Source organism: Streptomyces sp. CC208A (genome assembly GCF_030010625.1).
Taxonomy (GTDB): Bacteria; Actinomycetota; Actinomycetes; order Streptomycetales; family Streptomycetaceae; genus Streptomyces.
Genome location: NZ_JASCXN010000012.1, coordinates 82,540 through 106,484 on the forward strand (window position 1 = coordinate 82,540; position 23,945 = coordinate 106,484).

The window sequence follows — 23,945 nt, forward strand, 5'->3', positions numbered from 1 at the left end:
GGTCCGCGAGGCAGGCCGGAACTGGCCATGGTCGTCAGGCACTCGCGGCCCCTGTGACGGCGCGTCATGCGCGCGCCCACGGTCTCAGGAGAGCACAACAGCCCAGCAAGACACCTGTGTTCCCGGAATTCCGGTTCGCCTCGACCGGGGGTTGTGGGCATGATCAGGCGGGCAGGTTTGCAGCGTCGCGTGGCGGGAATTGTCGGCCGTCAGTGACAGCGGCAACAGACAAAGGATTTTGAGGACTGAAGGAGGTGGACCGACCATGCCCCTGCATGCCGTCGAAATCCCCGAGTTGTGGATGCCACATCCCCTACGGGTCAACCCGCATCTGCCGGGCCTGCGGGCGGAGAGCGAGACCTGGGCGCGCGAGATGGGCATGCTGGACACCGGGGACGGACGGCCCGACCGTCGCCCGATCTGGACCCTGTCCCAGTTCCGGGCCATGACGGTGGATCTGCTCACCGCCTGGACCCTGCCCGACGCCTCACCCGAGGCCCTCCGGCTCAACCACCGGTTCAACATCTGGGCCCTCGCCTGGGACGACTACTTCGCCCACTCCTTCAAACGGACGAGCGACCTCCAGGGCGCACACGACTTCACCGCGCGCCTCCACGCCTTCCTGCGCCCCGATGCGCCCGCCCGCCTCCCCGAACCGGTCAACGCCGTCGAGCGGGGCATCGCCGACCTCCAGCAGCACCTCTTCCCGCCCCGACTGGCGCACTGGCGCCAGGAGTTCAACCGCGCGCTGGCCCGTTACATCGACGCGGGCGTCGAGGAGCTGGCCAACAGCCGCACCGGCCGCGTCCCCCATCTGATCGACTACGCGCCGTTCCGCCGCGAGAGCTTCGCCGCCCACACCGCCCCCTACTCCGTCGAACTCGCCACGGGCGCCCGAATACCCGACCGGATCCGGCACACCCGCCCCGTCCGCGGACTGACCGCCGCCTTCATGGACGTCATGGGCCTGGCGAACGACATCGCCTCCTACGAACGGGAGGTCCACGAGGAACACGACGTCAACAACCTCGTCGTGGTCCTCGGCACCTCCCTCGGCATCCCCCTCCGCGAGGCCGTCCCGGCCTCCGTCCACCTCGTCAACTCCCGTATGCGCGACTTCGAGCAGCACCGCGAGGAGGACATCCCGCTGCTGGTCCGCCGCGCCGGCCTCGACCCCGAGGAGCGGGCCGGGCTGGAGACCTGGATCGGCGGGGCGTGCAGCTTCCTGTCCGGGCTCCACGCCTGGTACACCGGCGCCCCCCGGTACGTCCCCGCCGACCCGCCCATCCCCGAACAGCGCCTGCCCGCCGCCCCCGCCGAGGAGCCGTACCGGAGGGGTGCCGGCCGGCACGCAGCGACACCCCCCTCGGCCGTGGGGCTCGGCCTCGACACCGAGCCGTGACGGGACTACGACAGCCGCAGCAGCCGCCGTAGCCGCGCCCACCACGACGTGTCCGCCGTCCCGGGCCGTTCGCCCGGTCCGGGAGCGGGCTCCGGTACGTCCTCCGGCGCCGCGGCCTGCGCCGGGACCTCGACGAGCTGCGGGGGAGGGGCCGACGGCAGCGGCGTCTCGTCCTGGTGGCCCCTCGGGGCGCGCGGGGCGAAGGTGACGGGCAGTGCCGTCAGGTGCCGCGCCCAGGTCGAGGACCGCCAGCTGAGCTCCTCCTCCGGGACGGCCAGCACGATGTCGGGCAGCCGGGTGAGCAGGATGTCGATGCCGGTGTCGGCGATGATGCGGCCGATGTCCTGACCGGGGCACTCGTGGCTGCCGGCGCTGAACGACAGGTGGGCGCGGTTGTGGTGGACGGGCGCCGCGGGATCGGGCCGGACCGCCTGGTCCATGTTCCCGGCCGCCAGGCCGAGCAGCAGCATGTCGCCCGCCCTGATCTGCTGCCCGCCGAGGGTGGTGTCGCCGTTGGCGTACCGGGACGGACACACCATCAGCGGCGGCTCGTCCCACAGGACCTGCTCCACCGCCTCGGGCAGCGTCATCTGACCACCGGCCAGCGAACCGCGGAACCGCGGGTCGGTGACCACCATCCGCAGCACGTTGGACATCAGGTTGGCCGTGGTCTCGTACCCGGCGAGCAGGACCAGGCGCAGGTGCTGCACGACCTCCTCGTCGGTGAGGCCCGCCGGGTGCGACATCAGCGCGGAGGCGATGTCCTGCCCGGGCTTGACCCGCTTGTCCCGGACGAGCTGCTCCAGACTCTCCACCACGAACGCGTTGCTGGCGAGCGAGGTCTCGGTGGCCTTGAAGAGGTCCCGGGCGGCCTGGACGAGCTTCGGCGCCGCCTCGTCCGACATGCCGAGCAGATGGATGAGGGTGAGCATCGGCAGGTGCTCGGTGAACCGGTCGACGAGCTCGGCCTCGCCGTCCTGGCAGAAGGTGTCGATCAGCTCGTGGGCGAAGCGGTTGATACGGCGCCGGATCCCCCGGTGGTCGAACTGGTCGAGGGAGGCGGTGACCGCGCTGCGCAGCCGCTGGTGCTCCTCGCCGTCCGCGCACACGCAGTCGGGGCGCCAGCCGATCATCGGCATCAGCGGGGAGGTGGCGGGGTCGATCTCCCCGGTGCTCCAGCCGTGCCAGACCCGCGGGTCGCGGGAGAACTGGGTGGCTCGGGTGGCCACGTCACGGTTCTCGTTGTACCCGAGGACGAGCCAGGCGCGGACGTCGCCGTCGAGGAGCACGGGCGCCACCGGGCCGTGGGCGGCGCGCAGCTCCTCGTACAGGCCCATGGGGTCGGTCTCGGCGGCGGGCCCGTAGAGCCGGGCCGCTCCGCCGGGGCCGGTGGCCGCGTGGGCCGGGCAGCCGGGCGGCGGCACGAGCCCGGGTTCCTGGACGGTGTGCTCGGGGACGGGGCGGGTCATGCGGTCTCCTGGGCGGCGAGGGTGCACAGGTAGACCATCAGCGAGAGCAGGGCGTCCCGGCAGGACGCCCGGTCACGTGCGTCGCAGGTGACGAGAGGGACGGAATCGCTGAGGGCCAGGGCCGTGCGCAGTTCTGGTAGCGGGTACTGGGGTGCCTCGGGGAAGGTGTTGACGGCCACGACGAACGGGACGCGGCGGTCCTCCAGACGGGTGATGATCTCGAAGCAGACCTCGATCCTGCGGGTGTCGACGAGGACCACGGCACCGAGCGCGCCCTCGAAGATCCCGTTCCACAGGAACCAGAAGCGCTCCTGCCCCGGGGTCCCGAACAGGTACAGGATCAGCTCCTCGTTGATGCTGATCCGGCCGAAGTCCAGCGCGACGGTCGTGGTGTTCTTGCCCGCCACGCCGGGGTTGTGGTCGATGCCGACGCCGGCCTGCGTCATGCGTTCCTCGGTGGTCAGCGGGGGGATCTCGCTCACCGCTCCGACCATCGTCGTCTTGCCGACGCCGAAGCCGCCGACGACGACCACCTTGACGCCCCTGGCGCCGTGGGGCAGCAGCAGGGCGGTGTCGCGCGGGCCTGCCCTGAGCGTGTCAGAGTCTCCGTAGTCCATGGATCACCGCCTCCAAGAGGTCGCGGTCGGGGAAGGCCGCGACGGGCACGGGCGCAATCGCCTCGACGCGTTCGTCGTCGACGAGCTGGGACAACAGCACGGTGACGACGCTGAACGGAAGGCTGAGGTAGGCCGAGATCTCGGCCACCGACAGCGGGTACTCGCACATGGAGAGGATGGCGGCCTGTTCGGGCTGCATCGAGGGCTCCGGCGCGGATCTCGTCGCGATCAGCGTGACGAGGTCGAAGGTCTTGGCCGAGGAACCCTCGCCGCCGGTGATGACGTACAGCGGTACGGGGGTTCCCTCGTCCCAGGGCTTCTGGTTCTCCGAGGTCACATCGCCTGCCGGACGTCTTCACGAGGCGGACTGGTCATGTGCCGGCCGATCCTGACCACCAGTGTCCGCATGCGGTCGCCGAGCAGTCCCGCGTCCACCTCCGCGTCGGCCAGGACGGCGAGGTACGCGCCGGGACCGGCCGCCATCAGGGAGAAGTAGCCGCCGTCGGCCTCGATGCCGACCATGTGGGTCGTGCCGTTGCCGTGCGGGAACATCTGCGCGATGGCCCGGGCCAGGCTCTGGATGCCGGAGCAGGCGGCGGCGATCGCGTCGGCGGTGTCGGGCGCCGTGTTGGCCTGGCCGATGCACAGACCGTCCGAGGAGAGGACGACCACGTGCCGTACGTGCGGAACGCCGCCCACGAGTTCGGTGAGCATCCAGTCGATGTTGGGCAGTGGCTGCATGTTATTCGACCTCATCAGACGGCTGGCTGTGCGGAGTGGGGGAATCGGTGCCCGAGCGCTTGTCGCCGTTGAACGCCTCCCACATCAGCCCGGGTTGGCGGGCGGGATTCCGGGGGGCGGGGGCGGGCTCGGGGCCGGTGCGGACCACCGGTGTCGGGACGGGCGAGTCGCGGCGGCGGCGGGGCAGACCGTTGAGGGTCTTCCCGTCGATGAACGGTGCCGCGCTGTCGTCCAGGGGCCCGAGGACGGGCGGGGGTGCGGGGGCGGGCGGGGGTACGGGCAGCGGCGCGGGCGGGGGCGCCGGCGGGTCGGTGCGCCTCGGCAGGGGACGGACCGGTCCGCCCGCGCGCTTCCGGGCGGGCTCAGGGGTTCTCACGACGGGCCTCTCCACCGTGGTGATCAGGCGCCGGGGGACGAGGACCACGGCCCGTACGCCTCCGTAGGCGGAGGGCCGCAGGTCGACGTCGCAGCCGTGCTCGCGGGCGAGCCGGCTCACGACCGGCAGGCCCAGCTGCGTGACCTCGCCCAGACCGGCCAGGAACAGACCCGACGCCGAATCCGTCATCACACGGTTGATGCGCTGCCGGACCTCCTCGGTCAGGCCGACGCCGCGGTCCTCGATCTCGATCGCGATGCCGGAGGGCACCTCGACGGCGCTCACCTCCACGGGGGTGTGCGGGGGCGAGAACGTCGTGGCGTTGTCGAGGAGTTCGGCGAGCAGGTGGATCAGCGGCTCGGCGCCGGGACCGGTCACCGCCGCCTCCGTGACCGACTGGAGCTTCACCCGCGGGTAGTCCACGATGCGCGACATGGCGCCGCGCAGCACGTCGTAGAGCGGGATCGGCTTGGACCACTGACGGCCGGGCCGGGCGTCGCCCAGGACCGCGATGCTGGCCGCGAGCCGGCCGATCAGCGCGTTGCGGTGGTCGACGTCCTGAAGGCCGCGGGCGAGCACGAGGTCCGTGCCGTGGACGATCTGCATCTCCCGGAGGTCCTTGGCGAGCTGGTGCACGATCGCCTGGACGCGGCGCGCGACGGCGACGAGGGCCCGCTGGGAGGAGTCCCGGGTGTTCTCCTCGGCCTCCACGGCCTCCAGGAGCGTCCGCAGCGCTCCCCTGAGGGCCTCGGTGAAGCCGTCGTCGAGATGGTCCCCGAAACGGATGGAGTTCACGATCTCGGAGGTCGAGTCGCCCTTCTGGAGCCGGGCGACGGCCGCCGGGAGGAGCTCCTCGGCCATCCACACGGTGGTGGTGCGCTGGTCTGCGAGGCGCGAGAGCAGCGCGGTCTCACGCTCCGCGTGCGCCTGCCGCGCCGCCTGCATCGCCCGGGCGTGACGGGACGCCTCGGCCTTCCCCGCCAGACGCACGGTCAGGGCCGCGCTGCCGACCGTGAGGGAGACCGCCGCGAAGCCGTACCAGGCCACCGGTGTCCGTATCTCCGCGGGCGCGAAGAGCAGCCCTATGGCGAAGAGGGCGGCCAGGACGCCCGGCGGGACGAGCCACACCGGAGCCGGCGCACCCGGCCTGGCTCTGGAAGTTGAACCTGCGCGAACCATCAACGGCTTCCCTCAACGGTCTGGAATGGGAGCGGACTGAAGTGGCGCGACGCACCGACGACCGCCATGGGGAAACGGGCCCGCGTCCGGTCGCGCGCACCTGCTCGTCGGCGCCCGCTCCCAGCGGTCATGACTCGCTGTGAGCGGAGCAACACATCTGCGGAGCATAGTCAGTTCGGCATGGGCGTGTGACCGCGATGGAAGGAAGCGTTCTATCAATCAAATGGGTCGCATAAGGGGTCGGAAATGTGTATCGAAATTGACATCGAATGATCAGAGTGTGTGCTGTTCGCCGGTCGTTTCGAAGCGCGACGGGGGCGCACACACGAACCCCGGCGCCGCGCAGCCGCGACGCCGGGGAAGCAGGGAGAAGAGGGAGGACAAAGAGGCGGGGCGGGGTCAGTCCTCCCGCTCGGCGTCCGCCGTCGCCATCGTGAGCGCCGTCGCCGGATCCCGGTCCGCCGGACCCGCCGGGACCCAGACGCCCCCGGCCCGCCGGTACGGCCACCACCGGCCGTCCTCGCCGAGCCGCAGCTGCGCCTCGCCGCCCGCCATCGTCCAGCACGCCCCCGACCGGCTCGACCCGGGGCGCTCACCGTCCTCCCAAGCGGCGGTGAACCGCGCCGTCGCCCGGGCCAGGGCCTCCTCGTCCGGCGTCCACGACCCGTCCAGTACGGCGAGGGCGGCGGCCCCGCCCCACCGCCACGCGCGCGTGGCCAGGTCGAGCTCCGCCCGCGACCGCGCGGTACCGGAGGCGAGGCGCCCCGCGACCCACGACGGCGGCCGCCCGGCCGCGAGCCGCACCGCGTCCTCGGCGACCGACAGCCCCGCCGCCGTCTCCGACGGAGCGGGCCGGCCGGTGAGGAGCTCGGTGAGCAGCCGGTGGGCGCGGGCCGCCGTGTCCGCCGCGAGGAACTCCAGGGCGGCCGGCTCCACGCCCGGCTCCGGATCCGTCTCCGTGTCCAGCGACGGCGGCTCCCCGGGGACCGCCGCCGGCACCGGCACGGCGGGCAGCGGCGGCAGGATGTCCCGCAGCGCGTACGCCTCCGCCGCCGACACCCCCGCCGGCGCGCCCCCGGCCGCCCCCGCGCCCCGCGGAGCACCGGTCCCGGCACCCGCCCGGGCCGCGCTGCGGGCCTGGAGCGCGTCCACGACCGCCCGCCGGCCCCGCCCCCGCATCAGGAGCAGCACGAACGGGTCCTCGTCCAGGATCCGCGCCACCTGATGGCAGAGCGCCGCCGTGTGCGGACAGTGGTCCCACGCCCCGCAGTCGCACTCCGGGTCCAGGTCGCCGATGCCCGGCAGCAGGTCGACGCCGACCGCCGCCGCGTCCTCCACCAGGTGCGGCGGCATCTCGTGGTCAAGCAGCGCGGCGATGTGCCCCGCGCTGTCGACGGCCAGGTCGAGCAGCCGGTCCCACTCCTCGTCGGTGAGGGTGCGCACCAGCACGTCGCCGCGGTACGCGGTGCCGTCGCGGTCCTGCACGACGGCGGTGATCCGCCCGGGCCGCACCGACACCGCGCCGACGGCACCGGCACGCGCGTGCTTCCGGCCGGCCTTCACCTGCTGCCCGTCGAGCGCCGTGTCCTCCAGCGCCTTCAGCCACGCCCGGCCCCACCAGGTCCGGGTGAAGGCGCCGCCCCGCGCGGGCGGCGGCGCCGCGAAGGTCAGCTCCTCGGCCTCCTGGCCGGTCCCGTGCTCGCCGTACTCGCTCATCGCCCGCCCCTGTTCCTGTCCTCGTCCCTGTCCCCGGCTCCGTCCGTGCGCAGCCGGACCAGCTCCGCCAGTTCCGCGTCGGTCAGTTCGGTCAGTTCCGCCGACCCGTCGCCGGAGGTGCCGAGCACCGCGTCGGCCAGCTCGCGCTTGCGCGCGAGCATCGCGGCGATCCGGTCCTCGACCGTCCCCTCGGCGACGATCCGGTGCACCTGCACCGGCCGCGTCTGCCCGATCCGGTACGCCCGGTCGGTGGCCTGCGCCTCCACGGCCGGGTTCCACCAGCGGTCGTAATGCACCACGTGCTCGGCCCGGGTGAGGTTGAGCCCCGTCCCGGCCGCCTTCAGCGACAGCAGGAAGACCGGCACCTCGCCGTCCTGGAAGCGGGCGACCATCGCCTCCCGCTCCGCGACCGGGGTGCCGCCGTGCAGGAACTGCGTCCGCACCCCGCGCTCCGTCAGATGCGTCTCCAGGAGCCGGGCCATCTCCACGTACTGGGTGAAGACCAGGGTGCTCGCCCCCTCGGCGAGGATCGTGTCGAGCAGCTCGTCGAGGAGCTCCAGCTTCCCCGAGCGGCCCGCGATCCGCGGCAGCTCCTCCTTCAGGTACTGCGCGGGGTGGTTGCAGATCTGCTTGAGCGAGGTCAGCAGCTTCACCACCAGACCGCGCCGCGCCATGCCCTCGGCCTCCGCGATCGCCACCAGGTTCTCGCGCACCACCGCCTCGTACAGACCGGCCTGTTCCGGCGTCAGGGAGACGGCCCGGTCGGTCTCGGTCTTCGGCGGCAGCTCCGGCGCGATCCCCGGATCGGACTTGCGGCGGCGCAGCAGGAACGGCCGGACCAGCGCGCCGAGCCGCTGCGCGGCGGCCGGATCGGCGCCGCCCTCGACGGCGGCCGCGTACCGGCGCCGGAACGCCCCGAGCCCGCCGAGCAGCCCCGGCGTCGTCCAGTCGAGGATCGCCCACAGCTCCGAGAGGTCGTTCTCCACCGGGGTCCCGGACAGCGCCACACGCGCGCGTGCCCCGATCGTCCGCAGCCGGCGGGCCGTCGCCGAGTACGGGTTCTTCACGTGTTGGGCCTCGTCCGCCACGAGCAGCCCCCAGGACCGGACGGCGAGCCGCTCGGCGTCGAGTCGCATCGTGCCGTACGTGGTGAGGACGACGTCCCCGTCCGCGAGCCCGTCGAGGTCGCGCGCGGTGCCGTGGAAGCGCCGCACGCGCGTGCCAGGGGCGAACCGCTCGAACTCCCGCTGCCAGTTGCCCATCAGCGAGGTCGGGCAGACGACCAGGGTGGGGCCCGCGGTGGCCGGCTCGCCCTGCCGGTGCAGGTGGAGCGCGATGACGGTGATGGTCTTGCCCAGGCCCATGTCGTCGGCGAGGCAGCCGCCGAGGCCGAGCGAGGTCATCCGGTGCAGCCAGTTCAGACCGCGCAGCTGGTAGTCGCGCAGGGTGGCGGCGAGCCCTGCGGGCTGCGGGATCTCCCGGACGCCGCCCTCGGGGTCGGCCAGCCGCTCGCGCAGCCGTTCCAGGGCTCCGGTCGCGACCACCTCGACCGGACGCCCGTCGACCTCCGTGGTGCCGGTGAGGACGGCCGCGAGCGCGTCGACCGGCGTCACCTTGCGGTCCTGCCGCTCCCGGGCGCGCAGCACCTCCGCCGGATCGACCAGGACCCACCGGTCGCGCAGCCGGACGAGCGGCCGCCCGGCCTCGGCGAGCCGGTCGAGCTCGGCCCGCGTCAGCTCCTGATCGCCCACGGAGAACCGCCAGCTGAAGGCGAGCAGGGCGTCGGCGGACAGGAACGACGGCAGCCTGCTCCCGGCGCCGTCGGAGCCCTCCGCGGACGCCGTCCCGCCGACGGGCCCGGTCCCGCCGGTCCGCGAGGACCCGGTCTCCACCGGCCCGATCACCGCCCGGGCGGTCAGCCGGTCCGTCAGCTCGCGCGGCCAGTGCACCCGCATGCCCGTCGCGGCGAGCGCGCGTGACGCCGGGCCCAGCAGCTCGACGATCTCCTCGTCGGCCAGCTCCACCCTGTCCGGCACGGCCGCCGTCAGGAGCGGGGCGAGCGGCGGCCAGGCGCGCGCGGCCCGGCGCAGCGCGAGCAGGGCGTCCATCCGGGCGCGCGGCCCGAGGGAGGCCGCCACCGGCCCGGCGCCCGACCAGGCGTCCGCCGCGTCCACGACCACCGCCGGGTCGGCGGCGGAGTGCAGCTGCAGCACCGCGCGGAAGGCCGGCGCCTCGGCGGCGTCGGCGGTGAGGCCGGGCAGCTCCAGACGGAGCGAGAGCCGTACGCCGGCGTCGTGACCGGCCGCCAGGTCGGCGGCCCACGGCCGCTGTTCGGGAACGGAGTGCGGCTCCTCGGCGGCGAAGGCGGGGCCGCCGGCGGCGAGCACGGCGGCCGGGGTACGGGGGAGGGCGTCGGCGACGGCGTCCAGGAAGGCCCGCAGCAGCGCCTCGGGCTCCGGCAGCAGCCAGTCCTCCTCCCCGGCGGGGTCACCGGCCGGGCCCAGCGGCACGGCGTGCGCGGTGGGCGGCATCGACGCGGCGAGGGTCCGCAGCCGGTCCAGCTCCTCGGGCCCCAACGGCCCCGCCCGCCAGGCGTCGTGGCCCTCCGCCGTCACCCCGGGCAGCAGCAGGCCGCGGGCCGTGAAGTCCAGGGCGAGGAGCGCCGCACCGCCCCAGAACGCCGCCGCGGGATCGGCGCCGCCGGAGAGCCGGGCCCCGGCGAGGAACGGCAGGGCGTCCCGTACCGACAGCAGGAGCGCGGGGACGGGAACGGCCCGGAGCTCGGAACCGTCCACCACCGTGACCTCGCCCTCCACCGCCCCCGGCGGGCCGGCGAGCGGCTCCCCGGCGGGCGACCAGAGCGCGATGCGGCCGAGCCGGGGCGGATCGGCGGGAAGGAAGACGGCGGCCGGGGCGGCGGCCCCGGAGAACGGAGCGGGCGGGAGGGAGGGTTCGGGATCGGGGCCGGAGGATCGGAACGACGACGTCAACACATTCCCCACATATGACTATCCGCGAGATATGACTGCCTGTGAGAGCGAGCGGCCGACCTTACCCCACCCCGGCCCCCGACCACGCACCTTTGTGCGTGACGCCCGACACATGTGCACCGTGCCGATCTGAGGGTGGGGAACACCCCACCCCCCGGCCCCGGTCTGCCCCCGCCCACGGACGGGTGGTGACGCCATGGTTCCCCGTGGTCACGGATTCGTACGGTGAGGACCGCCGCCGCGCCCGGTGCGGGCGGCAGCCGCCTCCTCACAGAAGCCGGAGCCCTTCCATGCCCCAGGCCACCGCCACCGCCCCCGCCCCGGCCGAGGCGGCACCCGCCCCCCGGACGCGGGGCGGCGGCAGCGAGTTCACGCCGCTCCTGCGCACGGTGAGGGGCCAGGGGCTCCTCGAACACCGACCCGGCTGGTACGCCCGGGACATCGCCCTCACCCTCCTCGGCATCGCCGGTGTCGCCGGCGCCCTCCTCCTCACCGGCCCGTCCTGGTGGGCGGTCCTCCTCGCCGTCCCCCTCGCCGTCCTCTCCGCCCGCGCCGCCTTCATCGGCCACGACGCGGGCCACGCCCAGATCACCGCCGACCGTCGGGTCGGCCGCGCGATCCAGCTCGTCCACGCCAACCTGCTCCTCGGCATGAGCCGCGAATGGTGGAACGACAAGCACAACCGCCACCACGCCCACCCCAACCACCTCGACAAGGACCCGGACGTCGCCGCCGACGTCCTCGTCTTCGCCGAGCACCAGACCTCCGGCCGCACCGGCCTGCGCGGCCTCCTCACCCGCCACCAGGCCCTGCTGTTCTTCCCGCTGACCACCCTGGAGGGCCTCGCGCTCAAGCTGTACGGCATCCAGGCCCTGCTCGCGAAGGACGGCCCGTACCGCACCCCGCGCGAGCGCCGCACCGAAGGCGCCCTGCTCCTCCTCCACTTCGCCGGGTACGCGGCGCTGCTCCTCACCGCCCTCACCCCCGCCCAGGCCCTGGTCTTCGCGCTCGTCCACCAGATGCTGCTCGGCGTCCACCTCGGCATGGCCTTCGCCCCCAACCACAAGGGCATGGACCGGCCCGACCAGCACGAGGACGGCGACAGCTGGGGCCATCTGCGCCGCCAGGTGCTGACCTCCCGCAACATCCGGGGCGGCGCCCTCACCGACTGGTTCCTCGGCGGCCTCAACTACCAGGTCGAGCACCACCTCTTCCCGTCCATGCCCCGCCCCCACCTGCGGCTCGCACAGCCTGCCGTCCGCGCCCACTGCCGGGCGCTGGGCATCCCGTACACCGAGACCGGCTTCGTCGACTCCTACCGGCAGGCCCTCGGCCACCTCCACGAGGTGGGCGCCGCCCTCCGAGAGGAGCACGCCGGACGACCGGAGTAGGGTCGAACGCGCATCCGGCCACGCCGACACCCAGGGGGGACCTCTCAGATGAGCGACGGCACCGTCACCACCGTCAGCAGCAACGGCACCTACTCCTTCACCAAGCCCAACCGCGAGGCCATCACGCTCCTCGCCGGCCTCGGCGTGGAGGGCGACGTCCACGCCGGCGTCACGGTCAAGCACCGCTCCCGCGTCGCCCAGGACCCGACCCAGCCGAACCTTCGGCAGGTCCACCTCATCCACGCCGAACTCTTCGACGAGGTCGCGGAGGCCGGCTTCGAGGTGGCCCCCGGCGACCTCGGCGAGAACATCACCACCCGCGGCGTCGACCTGCTCGCCCTGCCCACCGGCACCCTCCTCCACCTCGGCGCCGAGGCCGTCGTCGAGGTCACGGGACTGCGTAACCCCTGCGCCCAGATCGACAACTTCAGCCACGGACTGCTCAAGCAGGTCGTGGGCCGCGACGAGAACGGCGAACTCGTCCGCAAGGCCGGGATCATGGGCATCGTGCTCACCGGCGGCGAGGTGCGGCCCGGCGACCCGGTCCGGGTCGAGCTGCCCGCAGGACCGCACCGCCCGCTGGAGCGCGTCTGAGCCTCGGGGCCTGGCGGGGCGGTGCTCCTCAGGAGGGGCGTACGGCCAGGGCGTCGAGTCCTTCGAGGAGCGCCGGCAGCCGGGGGCCCCGGGCCACCGGGAGCACCTCGCGCGGAAGGTCGTCGAGGAGGACGAAGGCCATGTCGTCGGTCCGGGCCACCAGCGACCAGCCGGGGCCGTCCGCGCGGAGCGTCCGCGCGCCCTCCCCGGCGAAGCCGGACCGCACCCGGCCCACCGGCGGAGGCTCCTCCAGATAGCCGCGCAGCTCGTCCAGGGCGCGGCGCACCCCGTCGTACGGATCGGGCCCGCCGCCCGACCCGTCGGCGGGCGTGCCGTCGGCGGCGCCCTCCGGTCCGACCTGGGCCCGCCACTCGTCCCACCGCAGGGCCACCTCGTCGGCGCCGAGCCGGCGCTGGGCGGGGCCCCACGCGTCCTCGGCGGGCGGGGCGAGCGGGGCGGGGTCGCCCTCCTCGGGCTCGGGGTCGTGCGGATCGGGGACGCCGGGGGCCTTGGTGGCGACGGCGAGCGGCCAGCCGGGCAGCCCGGCGACGACGGATCCCTCGTCGGGGGAGAGGTCGTAGGCCATCCCGCAGTCCCAGGAGGCGATGGCGACCGCCACCAGCGACACGTCGTCGATGACGACCGTCCAGCGCGCGCCGAGCCCGTCCTGGCCGAAGACCAGCCCGTACCCCTCCTCGTACGGTTCGAGGCCGAGCGCGGCGCAGGCCGCCGGGTAGTCGTCGCCGAGCACGCTGGGGAAGCGCGCGGGCGTCAGCAGGCACGCGGTCAGCACGAACAACGAGTCGTCGTCGGCCTCCGGCGCACCGGCCGCCGGTTCCGTAGCCGCCACGGCACCCTCCCCATCTCGCTCCCCATCGGATCGTCGGCGCACCTTAACCAGTGAGTAACCCGTGCGTCGAGGGTCCTCGGCATGTGAGACTCAGCCGCTTCTCACCCCGAGGAGGGAGCGGGCGACGGTCTCGGGGGTCTGGTTCCGTTCCCGCGCGAGGGCGAGGAGGGCCCGGGAGGCCAGCTCGTCGACGCCGAAGCCGAGCTGGCCGGGGGAGACCCAGGTGGCGGCCTCGTCCATCCGTTCCTGGTCGTCCTCGGCGCGGGCGGCCACGTAGACCGCGGCCGCCTCGAAGAGGTTGCGGCCCTGCCGTCCGGCGCGGGCCGGGGGCGGGGCGGCCTCGCTCCCGGAGGCGCGTCGGGCGGAGGGGAGGAACCTGCGCATGCGTTCCGCTATCCGTGTCACGGCCGGCCGCCTTTCCCCGGGCACGGCTGCCCGGCACTTCCACGGTAGACAGTGAAGTGCCGGGGCAGAAGGGGGCGTTGGGGGGCGTCGAGGGGCGCTGGAGGGCGGGCCCGGCGGTCGGGCCCGCCGGGGGCGGTCGCCGCCTCAGTCCTCGCGTACCGCCAGGGCCAGGTAGCGGGCGTCCTCGTCCACGTACGAGACGAGCCGCCAGCCGGCCTCGGCGAGGACGGGGCGCAGCCGGGGCTCGGCCCTCAGGTCGTCCGGGGTGAGCCGCCGGCCGTGCCGGGCCGCGAGGGCGGCGCGCCCGATCGGGTGGAAGAGCGCGAGCCGGCCGCCGGGCCGTACCACGCGGGCGAGTTCGCGCAGGCCGGCGACCGGATCGGCCAGGTGGGAGACGAGGCCCGCGCCGAAGACCGCGTCGAGGGCGCCGTCCCGGAGCGGCAGCCGGGCGACGTCGGCGAGGAGCAGTGCCCCGGCGCCCCGCGGGTCGCGTCGCCCGGCCCGTACCGCCTCGGCCAGCATCTCCGGGGTGAGGTCGGCGCCGATCACGGTCCCCGACGGGCCGACGGCGGTACGCAGCGGAGGCAGCGCGCGGCCGGTGCCGCAGCCCGCGTCGAGCACGGCGTCGCCGGGCCGCAGGCCGAGGTCGGCGACGGCGGCGGCGTAGGCGGGAGCGTCGTCGGGGAACCGGCTGTCCCAGTCGGCCGCCCGGGCGGCGAAGAACGCTCGGACATCTGTGGGGTCATCGCTCATGCGCTCATGATCGCCCACCCGTGGGGGTGAACGTTCTGCGGACACGTTCGAGCATGGTGCGATCGGCTGGGAACTTCTCTCCGTCATATTCCAGAAGCTTTCGAAATGCGCCCCCGATGCGCCCCCCTGTGCGCACTAGCGTCCCCGGGTCATGGGACACCTGGACCACGCCACCTTCGGCTGGCTGACACCCGTGCTGTCGTACGCGATGGCCTGCATCGGCGCCGCCCTCGGCCTGCGCTGCACCGTGCGCGCGCTCGACGCGACCGGCCGCTCGCGACGGAACTGGCTGCTCACCGCGGCCTCCGCGATCGGCACCGGCATCTGGACGATGCACTTCGTGGCGATGCTCGGCTTCGGCGTCACCGGCACCGACATCCGCTACGACGTGCCGCTCACCCTCCTCAGCCTCGTCATCGCCATGGGCGTCGTGGGCGTCGGCGTGTTCGCCGTCGGCTACGGACGCGACCGCGTGCGATCGCTTCTGATCGGCGGACTGACCACGGGGATCGGCGTCGCGAGCATGCACTACATGGGCATGGCCGCCCTCCGCCTCCACGGCACCGTCCACTACGACCCCCTGTTCGTCGCCCTCTCGGTGGTCATCGCGGTCGTCGCCGCCACCGCGGCCCTGTGGGCGGCCCTCCACATCCACGCCCCGGTCGCGGTCGCGATCGCCTCGCTCGTCATGGGAGCGGCCGTCAGCAGCATGCACTACACGGGCATGCTCGCGGTGAGCGTCGAGGTCGCCCCCTCCTCCGGGGGACTGCCCGGGGCCACGGTCATGCAGTTCATCTTCCCGCTCGCGGTCGGCCTCGGTTCGTACCTCTTCATCACCTCCGCCTTCGTCTCCCTCTCCCCGACGGCCGGGGAACGGGCCGCGTACGCCTCCGCCGAACGCCTCACCGCACCGGACGAGCCCGCCGAGGACGTGACCTCGCCCGGCTTCCGCGCCGGCCGCGACCCGCTCCGCGCGCCGACGCCCTGACGCACCGCCGCCGTCACCGCCGTTGCCGGATCCGGGCGCGGCCCCGGTCCCCTGACCCCCACCCCAGCCGGAACGAGGAGCCATGCGAACTCCCCGCAAGAACCAGGACGCCACGGCGCCCGCGCCGTCGGCGACCGCACGCGGGCGCCGCGCACACGCCGGGCCCCCGGCCGACGAACCACCGGACCCCGCCGGAGCGGACGCTTCGGCGGGCGGCCAGGAGAACGGCGGGGAGAACGACGGAGCGCCCGCCTCGGACCCCGCCGCGGAGGACCGGCGGCGCGGCCTGCGACCCCGTACCGTACGCGCCAAGATCGTCTCGCTGCTCATGGTCCCGGTCGTCTCGCTCCTCGCCCTCTGGGGCTTCGCCACCGTCACCACCGCCCAGGACATGGCCAGGCTCCGCCAGCTCCAGCGCGTCGACGCCGACATCCGGCAGCCGGTGTCCGCCGCCCTCGCCGCCCTCCAGGACGAGCGCCGGGCCGCGGTCCGGCAGATCGCCGCCCCCGGTGCCGACCGGGCCGCCGAGCTCAAGGACCGGATCCGCCGCACCGACGAGGCCGTCGCCCGGCTCCGGCTCGGCGGCGGGCACACCGTCGCCGACTCCGGCGACCTGCCCGCCGACGTCGCCGAGCGCGTCGGCGCCTTCGTCGGCGAGGTCCAGGGCCTCGCCCGCCTCCGCACCACCGCCGCCGACGGACACGCCGACTGGGGCCGGGCGTACGACGCGTACACGACCGCCGTCTCGGCGGGCCTCGCCGTCGGCGGGGCCCTCAGCGGCCTCCAGGACACCGGACAGGGGGCCCACGCGCGCGTGCTCCTCGAACTCGCCCGCGCCGACGAGATGCTCTCCCGCGAGGACGCCCTCCTCGGCTCCGCCCACCTCACCGGCCGGCTGACCGCCGCCCACCAGCGTGCCTTCACCGGCGCGGCCGAGACCCGGCGGACCCTCCTCGCCTCCGCCGGCGCCGACCTGCCCCCGGCCGGCCGGGCCGCCTGGTCCCGGCTCGCCGCCGGCGCCGACCACGCCCGGCTCGCCGCCGCCGAGGACCGCGTCTCCCGCGCCGCCGACGGCCGCCCCGCCGCCCAGGCCGCGCCCTCCGCCGACTGGGACACCGCCCTCGCCGCCGTACGCGCCGGGCACGCGGCCGTCGAGAACGAGGCGCGCACCGCCACGGCCGACGACACCACCCCCTTCGCCGGCGGCCTCCTCAGCCCCGCGGGCGCCGCCGTCGTCCTCGGCCTCGCCGCCGTCGCCGCCTCCCTCGTCATCTCCGTCCGCATCGGCCGCGGCCTCGTCGTCGAACTCGTCAGCCTCCGCAACACCGCCCTCGGCATCGCCCGCCGCGAACTCCCCGCCGCCATGAGCCGGCTGCGCGCCGGAGAGGAGATCGACGTCCACGCCGAGGCCCCGCCCGGCCCCCCGCCCCAGGACGAGATCGGCCAGGTCGGCGAGGCCCTCACCACCGTCCACCGGGCCGCCCTCTCCGCCGCCGTCGAACGCGCCGAACTGGCTAGTGGCATCTCCGGGGTCTTCGTCAACCTCGCCCGCCGCAGCCAGGTCCTCGTCCACCGCCAGCTCAACCTCCTGGACAGCATGGAGCGGCGTGCCGACGACCCCGGCGAACTCGGCGACCTCTTCCGCCTCGACCACCTCACCACCCGCATGCGGCGGCACGCCGAGAGCCTGATCATCCTCTCCGGCGCCGTCCCCGGCCGCGCCTGGCGGATGCCGGTGCCGCTCACCGACGTCGTCCGCGCCGCCGTCTCCGAGATCGAGGACTACGCGCGCGTGGAGGTACGCCGACTCCCCGAGACCGCCGTCGCGGGCGGCGCCGTCGCCGACCTCACCCACCTCCTCGCCGAACTCATCGAGAACGCCGCCCAGTTCTCCCCGCCCCACACCAAGGTGAGGGTCAGCGGCGAACCCGTCGGCAACGGCTACGCCCTGGAGATCGAGGACCGGGGCCTCGGCATGGGCAAGGAGACCCTCGCCGAGGCCAACGCCCGGATCGCCCGGTCCGAGGCACTCGACCTCTTCGACAGCGACCGCCTCGGCCTCTTCGTCGTCAGCCGCCTCTCCTCCCGGCACGCCATCCGGGTCCACCTGCGGCCGTCCCCCTACGGCGGCACCACCGCCGTCGTCCTGCTCCCCACCGACCTGCTCCAGGGCGCCCCGACGTCCGACCACGGCTCCGACACCGGCCCCGCAGACCCTGCCGCCGCGGTCCCGGAAACCGGCATGCCGGGCGGCGGAAGGTCCGCCGACGAGCGCGCCGCCCACGAACGCGCGGAGGCCCACCGCGCGGAGGCCCGCCGCTTCGCCCGGCCCCCGGCCGCTCCCCGTACCCCCGTGACCGTCGCCGGCGCTCCGAAGACCTTCGCGGGCGCCCCCACCACCGTCCCCGGCGGACCGGCCGGGACCGAGGTCCCGCGCGCCCCCCTCACGCCTCCGCGGCAGAGCCCCGAACGGCCCCAGGGCCCCGGCCCCGCCCCCGTGCCGGCCGGAGTCACCCCCCTGCGCCCGCGTGGCAGCGCCGTACCACCGGAGCCGTCGTCGCCGCAGCCGACGGCCGGCGGTGCGGACGGCGACGCCGGGCTGCCGCGCCGCGTCCGGCAGGCGAGCCTCGTCCCGCAGCTGCGCGAGGCCCCCGCCCCCGCGCCGGTGCCCGTCCCGGCGGCCCCCGGCGCCCCGGAGCGGACGCCCGAGCAGGTGCGCGACCGGATGGCCGCCTACCGCGACGGCTGGCAGCGCGGCGGCGGCCCCGCCCCGGGCGCCCGGCGCCCCCTCGGTGACGGCACCCCCTCGGTGGGCGCCCCGCCGGCCCCGTACCCCGCCCGCCCCTACGGCGACGTCCCCGGCGCCCCGCGGGAGCCCCGCGTGCCGCACGAGCCGCGCACCCCCTCCGACCCGCGCAGCGACGCACGCGCGCGTACCGACCTCGGTCCCTACTTCGGCGCCCGCGCCACCCCGCCCCAGGACCCCCGATCCGAAGGAGACGACGCATGATCGACCACGAGAGGATCTCCCACCCCCGCTCCGGCGAACTCGACTGGCTCCTCGACGATCTGGTCACCCGGGTCCGCGAGGTCCGGCACACGGTGGTGCTCTCCGGCGACGGCCTCGCGGTCGGCGCCTCCAGCGGACTGAGCCGCGAGGACGCCGAACACCTCGCCGCCATCGCCTCCGGCTTCCACAGCCTCGCCAAGGGCGCCGGACGCCAGTTCCACACCGGCGGGGTCCGCCAGACCATGGTCGAGATGGACGACGGCTTCCTCTTCGTCGCCGCCGCGGGCGACGGCTCCTGCCTGGCCGTCCTCAGCTCCGCCAGCGCCGACATCGGCCTCATCGCCTACGAGATGGCCCGGCTGGTCAAGCGAGTCGGCGAGCACCTGCACACCCCGCCCCGGCTCACGGTGACCCCACCGGCCGCAGGCTGACCGGAGACCCCCATGACCATGGACAGCACCGGCGGGGACACCACCGGCGGAGGCGGCCCGCCCGCCCCGGACAGCCGGTGGTACGACGCCGACGCCGGGCCGCTCGTCCGGCCGTACGCGATGACCGGCGGCCGCACCCGACCCGGTCCCAGCAACGTACGGTTCGACCTCATCGCCCTCGTCGTCGACGACGACCCGCCGGGCCCGGCCGAGGAGGCCGTGCTCGGCCCCGAACACCGCGCACTGCTCTCCCTCTGCCGGGCCGAGACCCAGTCGGTGGCCGAACTCGCCGCCGACGCCGACCTCCCCGTGGGCGTCGTCCGGGTCCTCCTCGGCGACCTCCTCGAATCGGGCTTCGTCCGCGTCAGCAGACCCGTACCGCCCGCGCAGCTCCCCGACGAACGCATCCTGAGAGAAGTGATCGATGGCCTCCGAGCGCTCTGACAGCACCGGCGACACCGCTCTTGCCCTGAAGATCCTCGTCGCGGGGGGCTTCGGCGTCGGCAAGACCACCCTGGTCGGCGCGGTCAGCGAGATCCGCCCCCTGCGCACCGAGGAACAGCTCAGCCGAGCCGGCGAACTCGTCGACGACACCGGGGGAGTGGACCGGAAGACCACCACCACCGTGGCCATGGACTTCGGCCGGATCACCATCCGCGCGGGACTGTCGCTGTACCTCTTCGGCACGCCGGGGCAGGACCGCTTCTGGTTCCTGTGGGACGAGCTCTCGCAGGGTGCCCTGGGCGCGGTCGTCCTCGCCGACACCCGCCGCCTGGAGGACTGCTTCCCGGCGGTCGACTACTTCGAGCACCGGAAGATCCCGTTCGTGGTGGCCGTCAACTGCTTCGAGGGCGCCCGCTCCTACGGGGCCCAGGACGTGTCCCGCGCCCTCGACCTCGACCTGGGCACGCCCGTGGTGCTCTGCGACGCGCGCGACCGGGACTCGGGCAAGGAGGTCCTCATCCGGGTCGTCGAGTACGCCGGACGGATGCACACCGCCAGGCTCCTCGACACCGTCGGCTGACCCCGGCCTCCCCGGCGGCGGCACACCGGGCCCGGTGGGGTGCTTGCCCTGTCCACGACAGTGCGTAAGGCTTGCCGGGACAAGCGGTCCGTACGGCGCACGCGGGCACGGGGTCCGGCCGGCACGACCGCACCGAAGAGGGGGAGGACCATCACGTGGCGCTGGACAAGGGACTCGACTGGCTCCTGGACGATCTCACCCGACGGGTCGGCCCGATACGGCACGCCCTGGTGCTGTCGAACGACGGGCTGGTGACCGGCGCGAGCGGTGAACTCGCGCGGGAGGACGCGGAGCACCTCGCCGCCGTCTCCTCCGGACTGCACAGCCTCGCGCGGGGCTCCGGGCGGCACTTCCGGGCCGGCAGGGCCCGGCAGACGATGATCGAGTTCGACGAGGCCCTGCTGTTCGTGACGGCGGCGGGCGAGGGCAGCTGCCTCTGCGTGCTCAGCGACGCCGAGGCGGACGTCGGCCAGGTCGCGTACGAGATGACGCTCCTGGTCAACAGGGTCGGCGAGCACCTCGGGGTCTCCGCACGGCAGCCGGACGGGCCCGTCTCCTGACGACCGCCCCGGTTTCGGTTGTCCACAGGTCGTTTTCCACAGGCCGTGCGGAGATCGTCACTCTCCGTTACATTCCTCGTGTCGGGTTCGCCGGGACCCGCACCGGCCGGGAGGCCGGGACGAGCGAGTGGGGAGGCGGCGGACGCCATGACGGTGAATCAGACGACACGGACGGTGACCCCGGCCCGAGCCGCGGAAGAGCTGGAACTGAAGCGCGAGGAGTTCCGGCTCGCGGTCCGGATGGGACTGATCAGGACGGTTCCGGAGTCGGAGGGAGCAGCCTCGGACCGGGGCGGGGGACGGGACCGGCCGCCCGAGCGGCGCCCGGTCGAGCGCGCCGAGCTCGACCGGCTCAAGGCGGTGCCGGACTTCCCCGCCGGCCTCCGGGACCGGGTCCGGTCCGTCGGGGCGGGGGAGGCCGCCGCACTGCTCTCCGTCACCCACGACCGCTTCACCCGCCTCGCCCGCACGGGCCACCTGAGGCCGGTGCGCTTCTACCTCAACCGCTACCGCACGGTGATCTGGCTGTACGTGGCCGCCGAGGTCACCGCGTTCGGCGAGGAGCGTCCCGGACTGCTCACCGGCCGGATGCCGGCCGAGCTGCGCGAGCGGATCGCCGCGGGGGAGGACCTGCGGGCCAGGAACTGGCGCTCCCGCCACCTGGAACTGCTCCTGCGAGGGACCGACGACCCGTGGGCCCGCGCGGGCGCGATCGCCTCGCTCCTCGATCCGGTCCATGTCGCGGAGGTCGTCGCCGACGCTTATGAGCGGACCTGCCTCGACCGGCTGCGCCCGCCCCCGCCGCCGGGCCTGCCGGTCGGCGGGACGGCCCGCGAGGCCGCCGAGCGCCTGATCCGTGCCGACGACCCGGACGAGATCCTGTGGTACCGGACGAACCTCACCCTCGCCCTGGACGAGGCCCGCGCCACCCGCCCGGCACCCGGCCCAGGAGGGCCGGCGGCGGAGAAGGCGGGGGCGGAGAAGGCCAGGGCGGAGGCGGCGGCAGTGGGGACGGCGGCAGCGGAGACGGGACCGGTGGCCGGCCCGGTGCCGCGTCCGCCGGCTCGCCCGCGGGGCGGGGTGACCCGCCCGCCGGGCCGGGTGCCGCGCACCCGGGGGCCGGGGCTGCTGGCACGGCTCCGGCGCTCCCTGCCGGGCCGGGCGGCCGCCGGAGACCGGGGCGAGCGGCACGACGGGGGCTGAGCGGGGCCGCGGGTGCGCGGGCGGGGGCGGCCGGTGACGATGGGGGCATGTTGCTGGCCCGTGTCGCGGAGGTCTCCCGGCAGGTCGCCGCCGTCTCGGCGCGATCGCGGAAGACCGCCCTGCTCGCCGAACTCTTCACGGAGGCCACGCCCGAGGAGAGCCCGCTCGTCATCGCCTATCTGGCGGGCCGGCTGCCCCAGGGGCGTATCGGCGTCGGATGGAGCACGCTCAAGCAGGTCGTGCCCCCTGCGGTGGCTCCCGCGCCCGCCCCCGTGCTCACGCTCGCCGGCGTGGACGCCGCGATGGACGCCCTCGCGGCCGTGGCGGGGCCCGGATCCCAGGGCGAACGGACGCGTCTGGTACGGGAGTTGTTCGCCTCGGCGACCGTCGAGGAGCAGGAGCTGCTGGTGCGGCTGCTCTCCGGGGAGGTGCGGCAGGGGGCGCTCGACGCCATCGCGCTGGAAGGAGTCGCCAAGGCCGCCGCCGTGCCCGCGGGGGAACTCCGCCGTGCGGTGATGCTGGAGGGCTCGCTGCCGCGGGTGGCGCGGGCGGTCCTGGAGGACGGGCCCGCCGCTCTCGACCGGTTCGTGCTGCGGGTCGGCCGGCCCGTGCTGCCGATGCTGGCGCACACGGTCGGGTCCGTCACCGAGGCGGTGGAGGCCCTGGGGTCCTGCGCCGTGGAGGAGAAGCTCGACGGCATCAGGATCCAGGTCCACCGCCTGGGAGAGGAGGTACGGATCCATACCCGCTCGCTCGACGACATCACCGCCCGGCTGCCCGAGGTCGTGGCCGTGGCCCGCGAGGTGACCTCGGAGTCGTTCGTCCTGGACGGCGAGGTGATCGCCCTGGACCCCGGCACCGGCCGTCCTGCCGCGTTCCAGTCGATCGCCGCGCGCGTCGGCTCCCGCACCGACGTCACCGGCGCCCGGGCCGTACTCCCGCTCACCCCGGTCTTCTTCGACGTCCTCGCCGCGGACGGCGAAGCCCTCGTCGACCACCCCGGCCGTGAACGGAACGCGGTCCTGGCCCGCCTGCTGCCCGAAGGCCACCGGGTGCGCCGTCTGGAGGTCACCGCCCCCGGCGACCCCGCGCAGCGGGAGGCGGCCGAGCGGTTCTTCGCCGACACCCTGGCCCGGGGGCACGAGGGAGTCCTCGTCAAGGCCCTCGACGCGCCCTATGTGGCCGGCCGGCGCGGCCGCACCTGGCTCAAGGTGAAGCCCGTCCGCACGGTCGACCTCGTCGTCCTCGCCGCCGAGCGGGGCCACGGCCGCCGCACCGGCTACCTCTCCAACCTCCACCTCGGCGCCCGGACGGAGGACGGCGGCTTCGCCATGCTCGGCAAGACCTTCAAGGGCCTCACCGACGCCATGCTCCGCTGGCAGACCGACCGCCTCACGGAACTCGCCGTCGAGGACGACGGCTTCACCGTGACGGTCCGCCCCGAGCTGGTCGTCGAGATCGCCTATGATGGCCTCCAGCGCTCCCCCCGCTACCCCGCCGGCATCGCCCTCCGGTTCGCCCGGGTCCTCCGCCACCGCCCCGACAAGCCCGCCGACCAGGCCGACACCGTCGCGTCCGTCCTCGCCGCCGGCTGACGGCGGCCGAACGGCGGCGGGCCCGGTGCCGTCGACGTTCCGGGGACCGAGGGGGATGCTGGAAGAGTGGCACCGGCCGCGAGGAGATGAGCGACGTGTACGACTTGCACATCGACACCGACGTCACCGTCCAGCTGAGCGACTGCCGCCAGGAGGACGCACGGGCCGTGTTCGAGGTCCTCGACCACTACTACCGCCTTGAGGACGTCGAGCCCCCGCCAACGGAGGGCGCGGGGCCGGCCGCCACCGTGTGGATGGCCACCTTCGACACCGCCGCCGGGCAGCGCGAGGAGGTCCGGCCCCCTCGGCTCACCGGCAAGGTCGGCGCCCTGCTGACCGGCGGGTACCACGCCGTCGCCGAGGTCGAGAAGGTGCTGGCCACCGGCTTCGACATCGAGTCCCTGCAGGCGGTCTCGGGCGACCAGGAGACAGAGGCGCGGCTGCTCCTCGCCTCCCGCTGAGCCGGAGCGGCCCCCACCGGACCCCCGGGTGGAGCGGACGGGCTCCGCCCGGGGCCGCGTCGTGTCCGAGAGCGGCGAGAACGGCGGGAGCGGGCGGATCCCGAAGGGAAGGGGGACCCCCTCGCCGACCCCGGTATACACCGTGTGTAGAGTGCGCGGTGGCCACCCGGTCCACAGCCCTGACCAGGCA

At 74.7% G+C, this 23,945-nt stretch carries 22 protein-coding genes; 12 read left to right on the forward strand and 10 right to left on the reverse strand.

The window, feature by feature from the left end; genetic code table 11:
* Positions 1-265 precede the first annotated feature (265 nt).
* Entirely contained in the window at positions 266-1,402 is a 1,137-nt protein-coding gene (locus tag QK442_RS15575; protein ID WP_282694525.1) for a hypothetical protein, read from the forward strand.
* A 5-nt stretch (positions 1,403-1,407) separates the two neighbouring features.
* On the opposite strand, the gene QK442_RS15580 is transcribed toward QK442_RS15575, so the two are convergent.
* The 7 genes from QK442_RS15580 to QK442_RS15610 form a co-directional block, all read right to left on the reverse strand.
* Positions 1,408-2,871 (reverse strand): cytochrome P450, encoded by a 1,464-nt coding sequence (locus tag QK442_RS15580; protein ID WP_282694526.1) that lies wholly within the window; start codon positions 2,869-2,871, stop codon positions 1,408-1,410.
* Positions 2,868-3,488 carry an ATP/GTP-binding protein gene (locus QK442_RS15585; protein ID WP_282694527.1) on the reverse strand — a complete coding sequence of 207 codons (621 nt, stop codon included), beginning with the start codon at positions 3,486-3,488 and terminating at the stop codon, positions 2,868-2,870. The genes QK442_RS15580 and QK442_RS15585 overlap by 4 nt, the downstream gene beginning before the upstream one ends.
* Positions 3,469-3,825, reverse strand: a complete 357-nt coding sequence (locus QK442_RS15590) for a DUF742 domain-containing protein (protein ID WP_282694528.1) — start codon at positions 3,823-3,825, stop codon at positions 3,469-3,471. The genes QK442_RS15585 and QK442_RS15590 overlap by 20 nt, the downstream gene beginning before the upstream one ends.
* A complete protein-coding gene (locus QK442_RS15595) occupies positions 3,822-4,229 on the reverse strand; it encodes a roadblock/LC7 domain-containing protein (protein ID WP_282694529.1) in 408 nt (135 codons plus the stop codon). The genes QK442_RS15590 and QK442_RS15595 overlap by 4 nt, the downstream gene beginning before the upstream one ends.
* A gap of 1 nt (position 4,230) precedes the next feature.
* Complete coding sequence (locus QK442_RS15600; protein WP_282694530.1) at positions 4,231-5,733, reverse strand: ATP-binding protein; 1,503 nt, start codon at positions 5,731-5,733, stop codon at positions 4,231-4,233.
* A gap of 450 nt (positions 5,734-6,183) precedes the next feature.
* Complete coding sequence (locus QK442_RS15605; protein WP_282694531.1) at positions 6,184-7,500, reverse strand: SWF or SNF family helicase; 1,317 nt, start codon at positions 7,498-7,500, stop codon at positions 6,184-6,186.
* Entirely contained in the window at positions 7,497-10,490 is a 2,994-nt protein-coding gene (locus tag QK442_RS15610; protein WP_282694532.1) for a DEAD/DEAH box helicase, read from the reverse strand. The genes QK442_RS15605 and QK442_RS15610 overlap by 4 nt, the downstream gene beginning before the upstream one ends.
* Before the next feature lie 290 nt (positions 10,491-10,780).
* Between QK442_RS15610 and QK442_RS15615 the strand changes: the two genes are divergently transcribed.
* Together QK442_RS15615 and QK442_RS15620 are read left to right on the forward strand one after the other, a co-directional pair.
* A complete protein-coding gene (locus QK442_RS15615) occupies positions 10,781-11,881 on the forward strand; it encodes an acyl-CoA desaturase (protein WP_282694533.1) in 1,101 nt (366 codons plus the stop codon).
* Positions 11,882-11,929: 48 nt separating this feature from the next.
* Positions 11,930-12,475 carry an MOSC domain-containing protein gene (locus tag QK442_RS15620; RefSeq protein WP_282694534.1) on the forward strand — a complete coding sequence of 182 codons (546 nt, stop codon included), beginning with the start codon at positions 11,930-11,932 and terminating at the stop codon, positions 12,473-12,475.
* 28 nt (positions 12,476-12,503) lie between these two features.
* On the opposite strand, the gene QK442_RS15625 is transcribed toward QK442_RS15620, so the two are convergent.
* The 3 genes from QK442_RS15625 to QK442_RS15635 all read right to left on the reverse strand — a co-directional run bounded on the left by QK442_RS15625 (position 12,504) and on the right by QK442_RS15635 (position 14,483).
* The gene (locus QK442_RS15625; RefSeq protein WP_282694535.1) at positions 12,504-13,325 is read right to left on the reverse strand and encodes a hypothetical protein; all 822 of its coding nucleotides are present in this window, start codon (positions 13,323-13,325) and stop codon (positions 12,504-12,506) included.
* A gap of 90 nt (positions 13,326-13,415) precedes the next feature.
* Positions 13,416-13,709, reverse strand: coding sequence for a hypothetical protein (locus QK442_RS15630; protein ID WP_282694536.1), 294 nt, complete (start codon positions 13,707-13,709; stop codon positions 13,416-13,418).
* Positions 13,710-13,874: 165 nt separating this feature from the next.
* A complete protein-coding gene (locus QK442_RS15635) occupies positions 13,875-14,483 on the reverse strand; it encodes a methyltransferase domain-containing protein (RefSeq protein WP_282694537.1) in 609 nt (202 codons plus the stop codon).
* 151 nt (positions 14,484-14,634) lie between these two features.
* Here QK442_RS15635 and QK442_RS15640 point away from each other — a divergent pair, with 151 nt between their 5' ends.
* From QK442_RS15640 to QK442_RS15680, 9 genes are all read left to right on the forward strand, one after another.
* A complete protein-coding gene (locus QK442_RS15640) occupies positions 14,635-15,471 on the forward strand; it encodes an MHYT domain-containing protein (protein ID WP_282694538.1) in 837 nt (278 codons plus the stop codon).
* A gap of 82 nt (positions 15,472-15,553) precedes the next feature.
* Positions 15,554-18,481 (forward strand): nitrate- and nitrite sensing domain-containing protein, encoded by a 2,928-nt coding sequence (locus QK442_RS15645; protein WP_282694539.1) that lies wholly within the window; start codon positions 15,554-15,556, stop codon positions 18,479-18,481.
* Positions 18,478-18,912: a roadblock/LC7 domain-containing protein gene (locus tag QK442_RS15650; protein WP_282694540.1), complete on the forward strand. Its 435-nt coding sequence runs from the start codon at positions 18,478-18,480 to the stop codon at positions 18,910-18,912. Before QK442_RS15645 ends, QK442_RS15650 begins: the two co-directional genes overlap by 4 nt.
* Before the next feature lie 18 nt (positions 18,913-18,930).
* Positions 18,931-19,356 (forward strand): DUF742 domain-containing protein, encoded by a 426-nt coding sequence (locus QK442_RS15655; protein WP_282694626.1) that lies wholly within the window; start codon positions 18,931-18,933, stop codon positions 19,354-19,356.
* The gene (locus QK442_RS15660; RefSeq protein ID WP_282694541.1) at positions 19,337-19,936 is read left to right on the forward strand and encodes an ATP/GTP-binding protein; all 600 of its coding nucleotides are present in this window, start codon (positions 19,337-19,339) and stop codon (positions 19,934-19,936) included. Before QK442_RS15655 ends, QK442_RS15660 begins: the two co-directional genes overlap by 20 nt.
* A gap of 155 nt (positions 19,937-20,091) precedes the next feature.
* Positions 20,092-20,496, forward strand: coding sequence for a roadblock/LC7 domain-containing protein (locus QK442_RS15665; protein ID WP_282694542.1), 405 nt, complete (start codon positions 20,092-20,094; stop codon positions 20,494-20,496).
* Positions 20,497-20,643: 147 nt separating this feature from the next.
* Positions 20,644-21,699 (forward strand): DUF6397 family protein, encoded by a 1,056-nt coding sequence (locus QK442_RS15670; RefSeq protein ID WP_282694543.1) that lies wholly within the window; start codon positions 20,644-20,646, stop codon positions 21,697-21,699.
* Between the two features lie 47 nt (positions 21,700-21,746).
* Entirely contained in the window at positions 21,747-23,294 is a 1,548-nt protein-coding gene (locus tag QK442_RS15675; protein ID WP_282694544.1) for an ATP-dependent DNA ligase, read from the forward strand.
* Positions 23,295-23,380: 86 nt separating this feature from the next.
* Positions 23,381-23,755: a hypothetical protein gene (locus tag QK442_RS15680; protein WP_282694545.1), complete on the forward strand. Its 375-nt coding sequence runs from the start codon at positions 23,381-23,383 to the stop codon at positions 23,753-23,755.
* Positions 23,756-23,945: the final 190 nt, after the last annotated feature.

Bases quoted from the DNA above. Each gene is read 5' to 3' on its own strand.
- QK442_RS15585 (WP_282694527.1), bottom strand. From the start codon at position 3,488: ATGGACTACGGAGACTCTGACACGCTCAGGGCAGGCCCGCGCGACACC.
- QK442_RS15630 (WP_282694536.1), bottom strand. From the start codon at position 13,709: ATGCGCAGGTTCCTCCCCTCCGCCCGACGCGCCTCCGGGAGCGAGGCC.
- QK442_RS15670 (WP_282694543.1), top strand. From the start codon at position 20,644: ATGACGGTGAATCAGACGACACGGACGGTGACCCCGGCCCGAGCCGCG.
- QK442_RS15640 (WP_282694538.1), top strand. From the start codon at position 14,635: ATGGGACACCTGGACCACGCCACCTTCGGCTGGCTGACACCCGTGCTG.
- QK442_RS15660 (WP_282694541.1), top strand. From the start codon at position 19,337: ATGGCCTCCGAGCGCTCTGACAGCACCGGCGACACCGCTCTTGCCCTG.
- QK442_RS15635 (WP_282694537.1), bottom strand. From the start codon at position 14,483: ATGAGCGATGACCCCACAGATGTCCGAGCGTTCTTCGCCGCCCGGGCG.
- QK442_RS15680 (WP_282694545.1), top strand. From the start codon at position 23,381: ATGAGCGACGTGTACGACTTGCACATCGACACCGACGTCACCGTCCAG.
- QK442_RS15580 (WP_282694526.1), bottom strand. From the start codon at position 2,871: ATGACCCGCCCCGTCCCCGAGCACACCGTCCAGGAACCCGGGCTCGTG.
- QK442_RS15675 (WP_282694544.1), top strand. From the start codon at position 21,747: ATGTTGCTGGCCCGTGTCGCGGAGGTCTCCCGGCAGGTCGCCGCCGTC.
- QK442_RS15645 (WP_282694539.1), top strand. From the start codon at position 15,554: ATGCGAACTCCCCGCAAGAACCAGGACGCCACGGCGCCCGCGCCGTCG.
- QK442_RS15605 (WP_282694531.1), bottom strand. From the start codon at position 7,500: ATGAGCGAGTACGGCGAGCACGGGACCGGCCAGGAGGCCGAGGAGCTG.
- QK442_RS15595 (WP_282694529.1), bottom strand. From the start codon at position 4,229: ATGCAGCCACTGCCCAACATCGACTGGATGCTCACCGAACTCGTGGGC.
- QK442_RS15615 (WP_282694533.1), top strand. From the start codon at position 10,781: ATGCCCCAGGCCACCGCCACCGCCCCCGCCCCGGCCGAGGCGGCACCC.
- QK442_RS15620 (WP_282694534.1), top strand. From the start codon at position 11,930: ATGAGCGACGGCACCGTCACCACCGTCAGCAGCAACGGCACCTACTCC.
- QK442_RS15650 (WP_282694540.1), top strand. From the start codon at position 18,478: ATGATCGACCACGAGAGGATCTCCCACCCCCGCTCCGGCGAACTCGAC.
- QK442_RS15575 (WP_282694525.1), top strand. From the start codon at position 266: ATGCCCCTGCATGCCGTCGAAATCCCCGAGTTGTGGATGCCACATCCC.
- QK442_RS15655 (WP_282694626.1), top strand. From the start codon at position 18,931: ATGGACAGCACCGGCGGGGACACCACCGGCGGAGGCGGCCCGCCCGCC.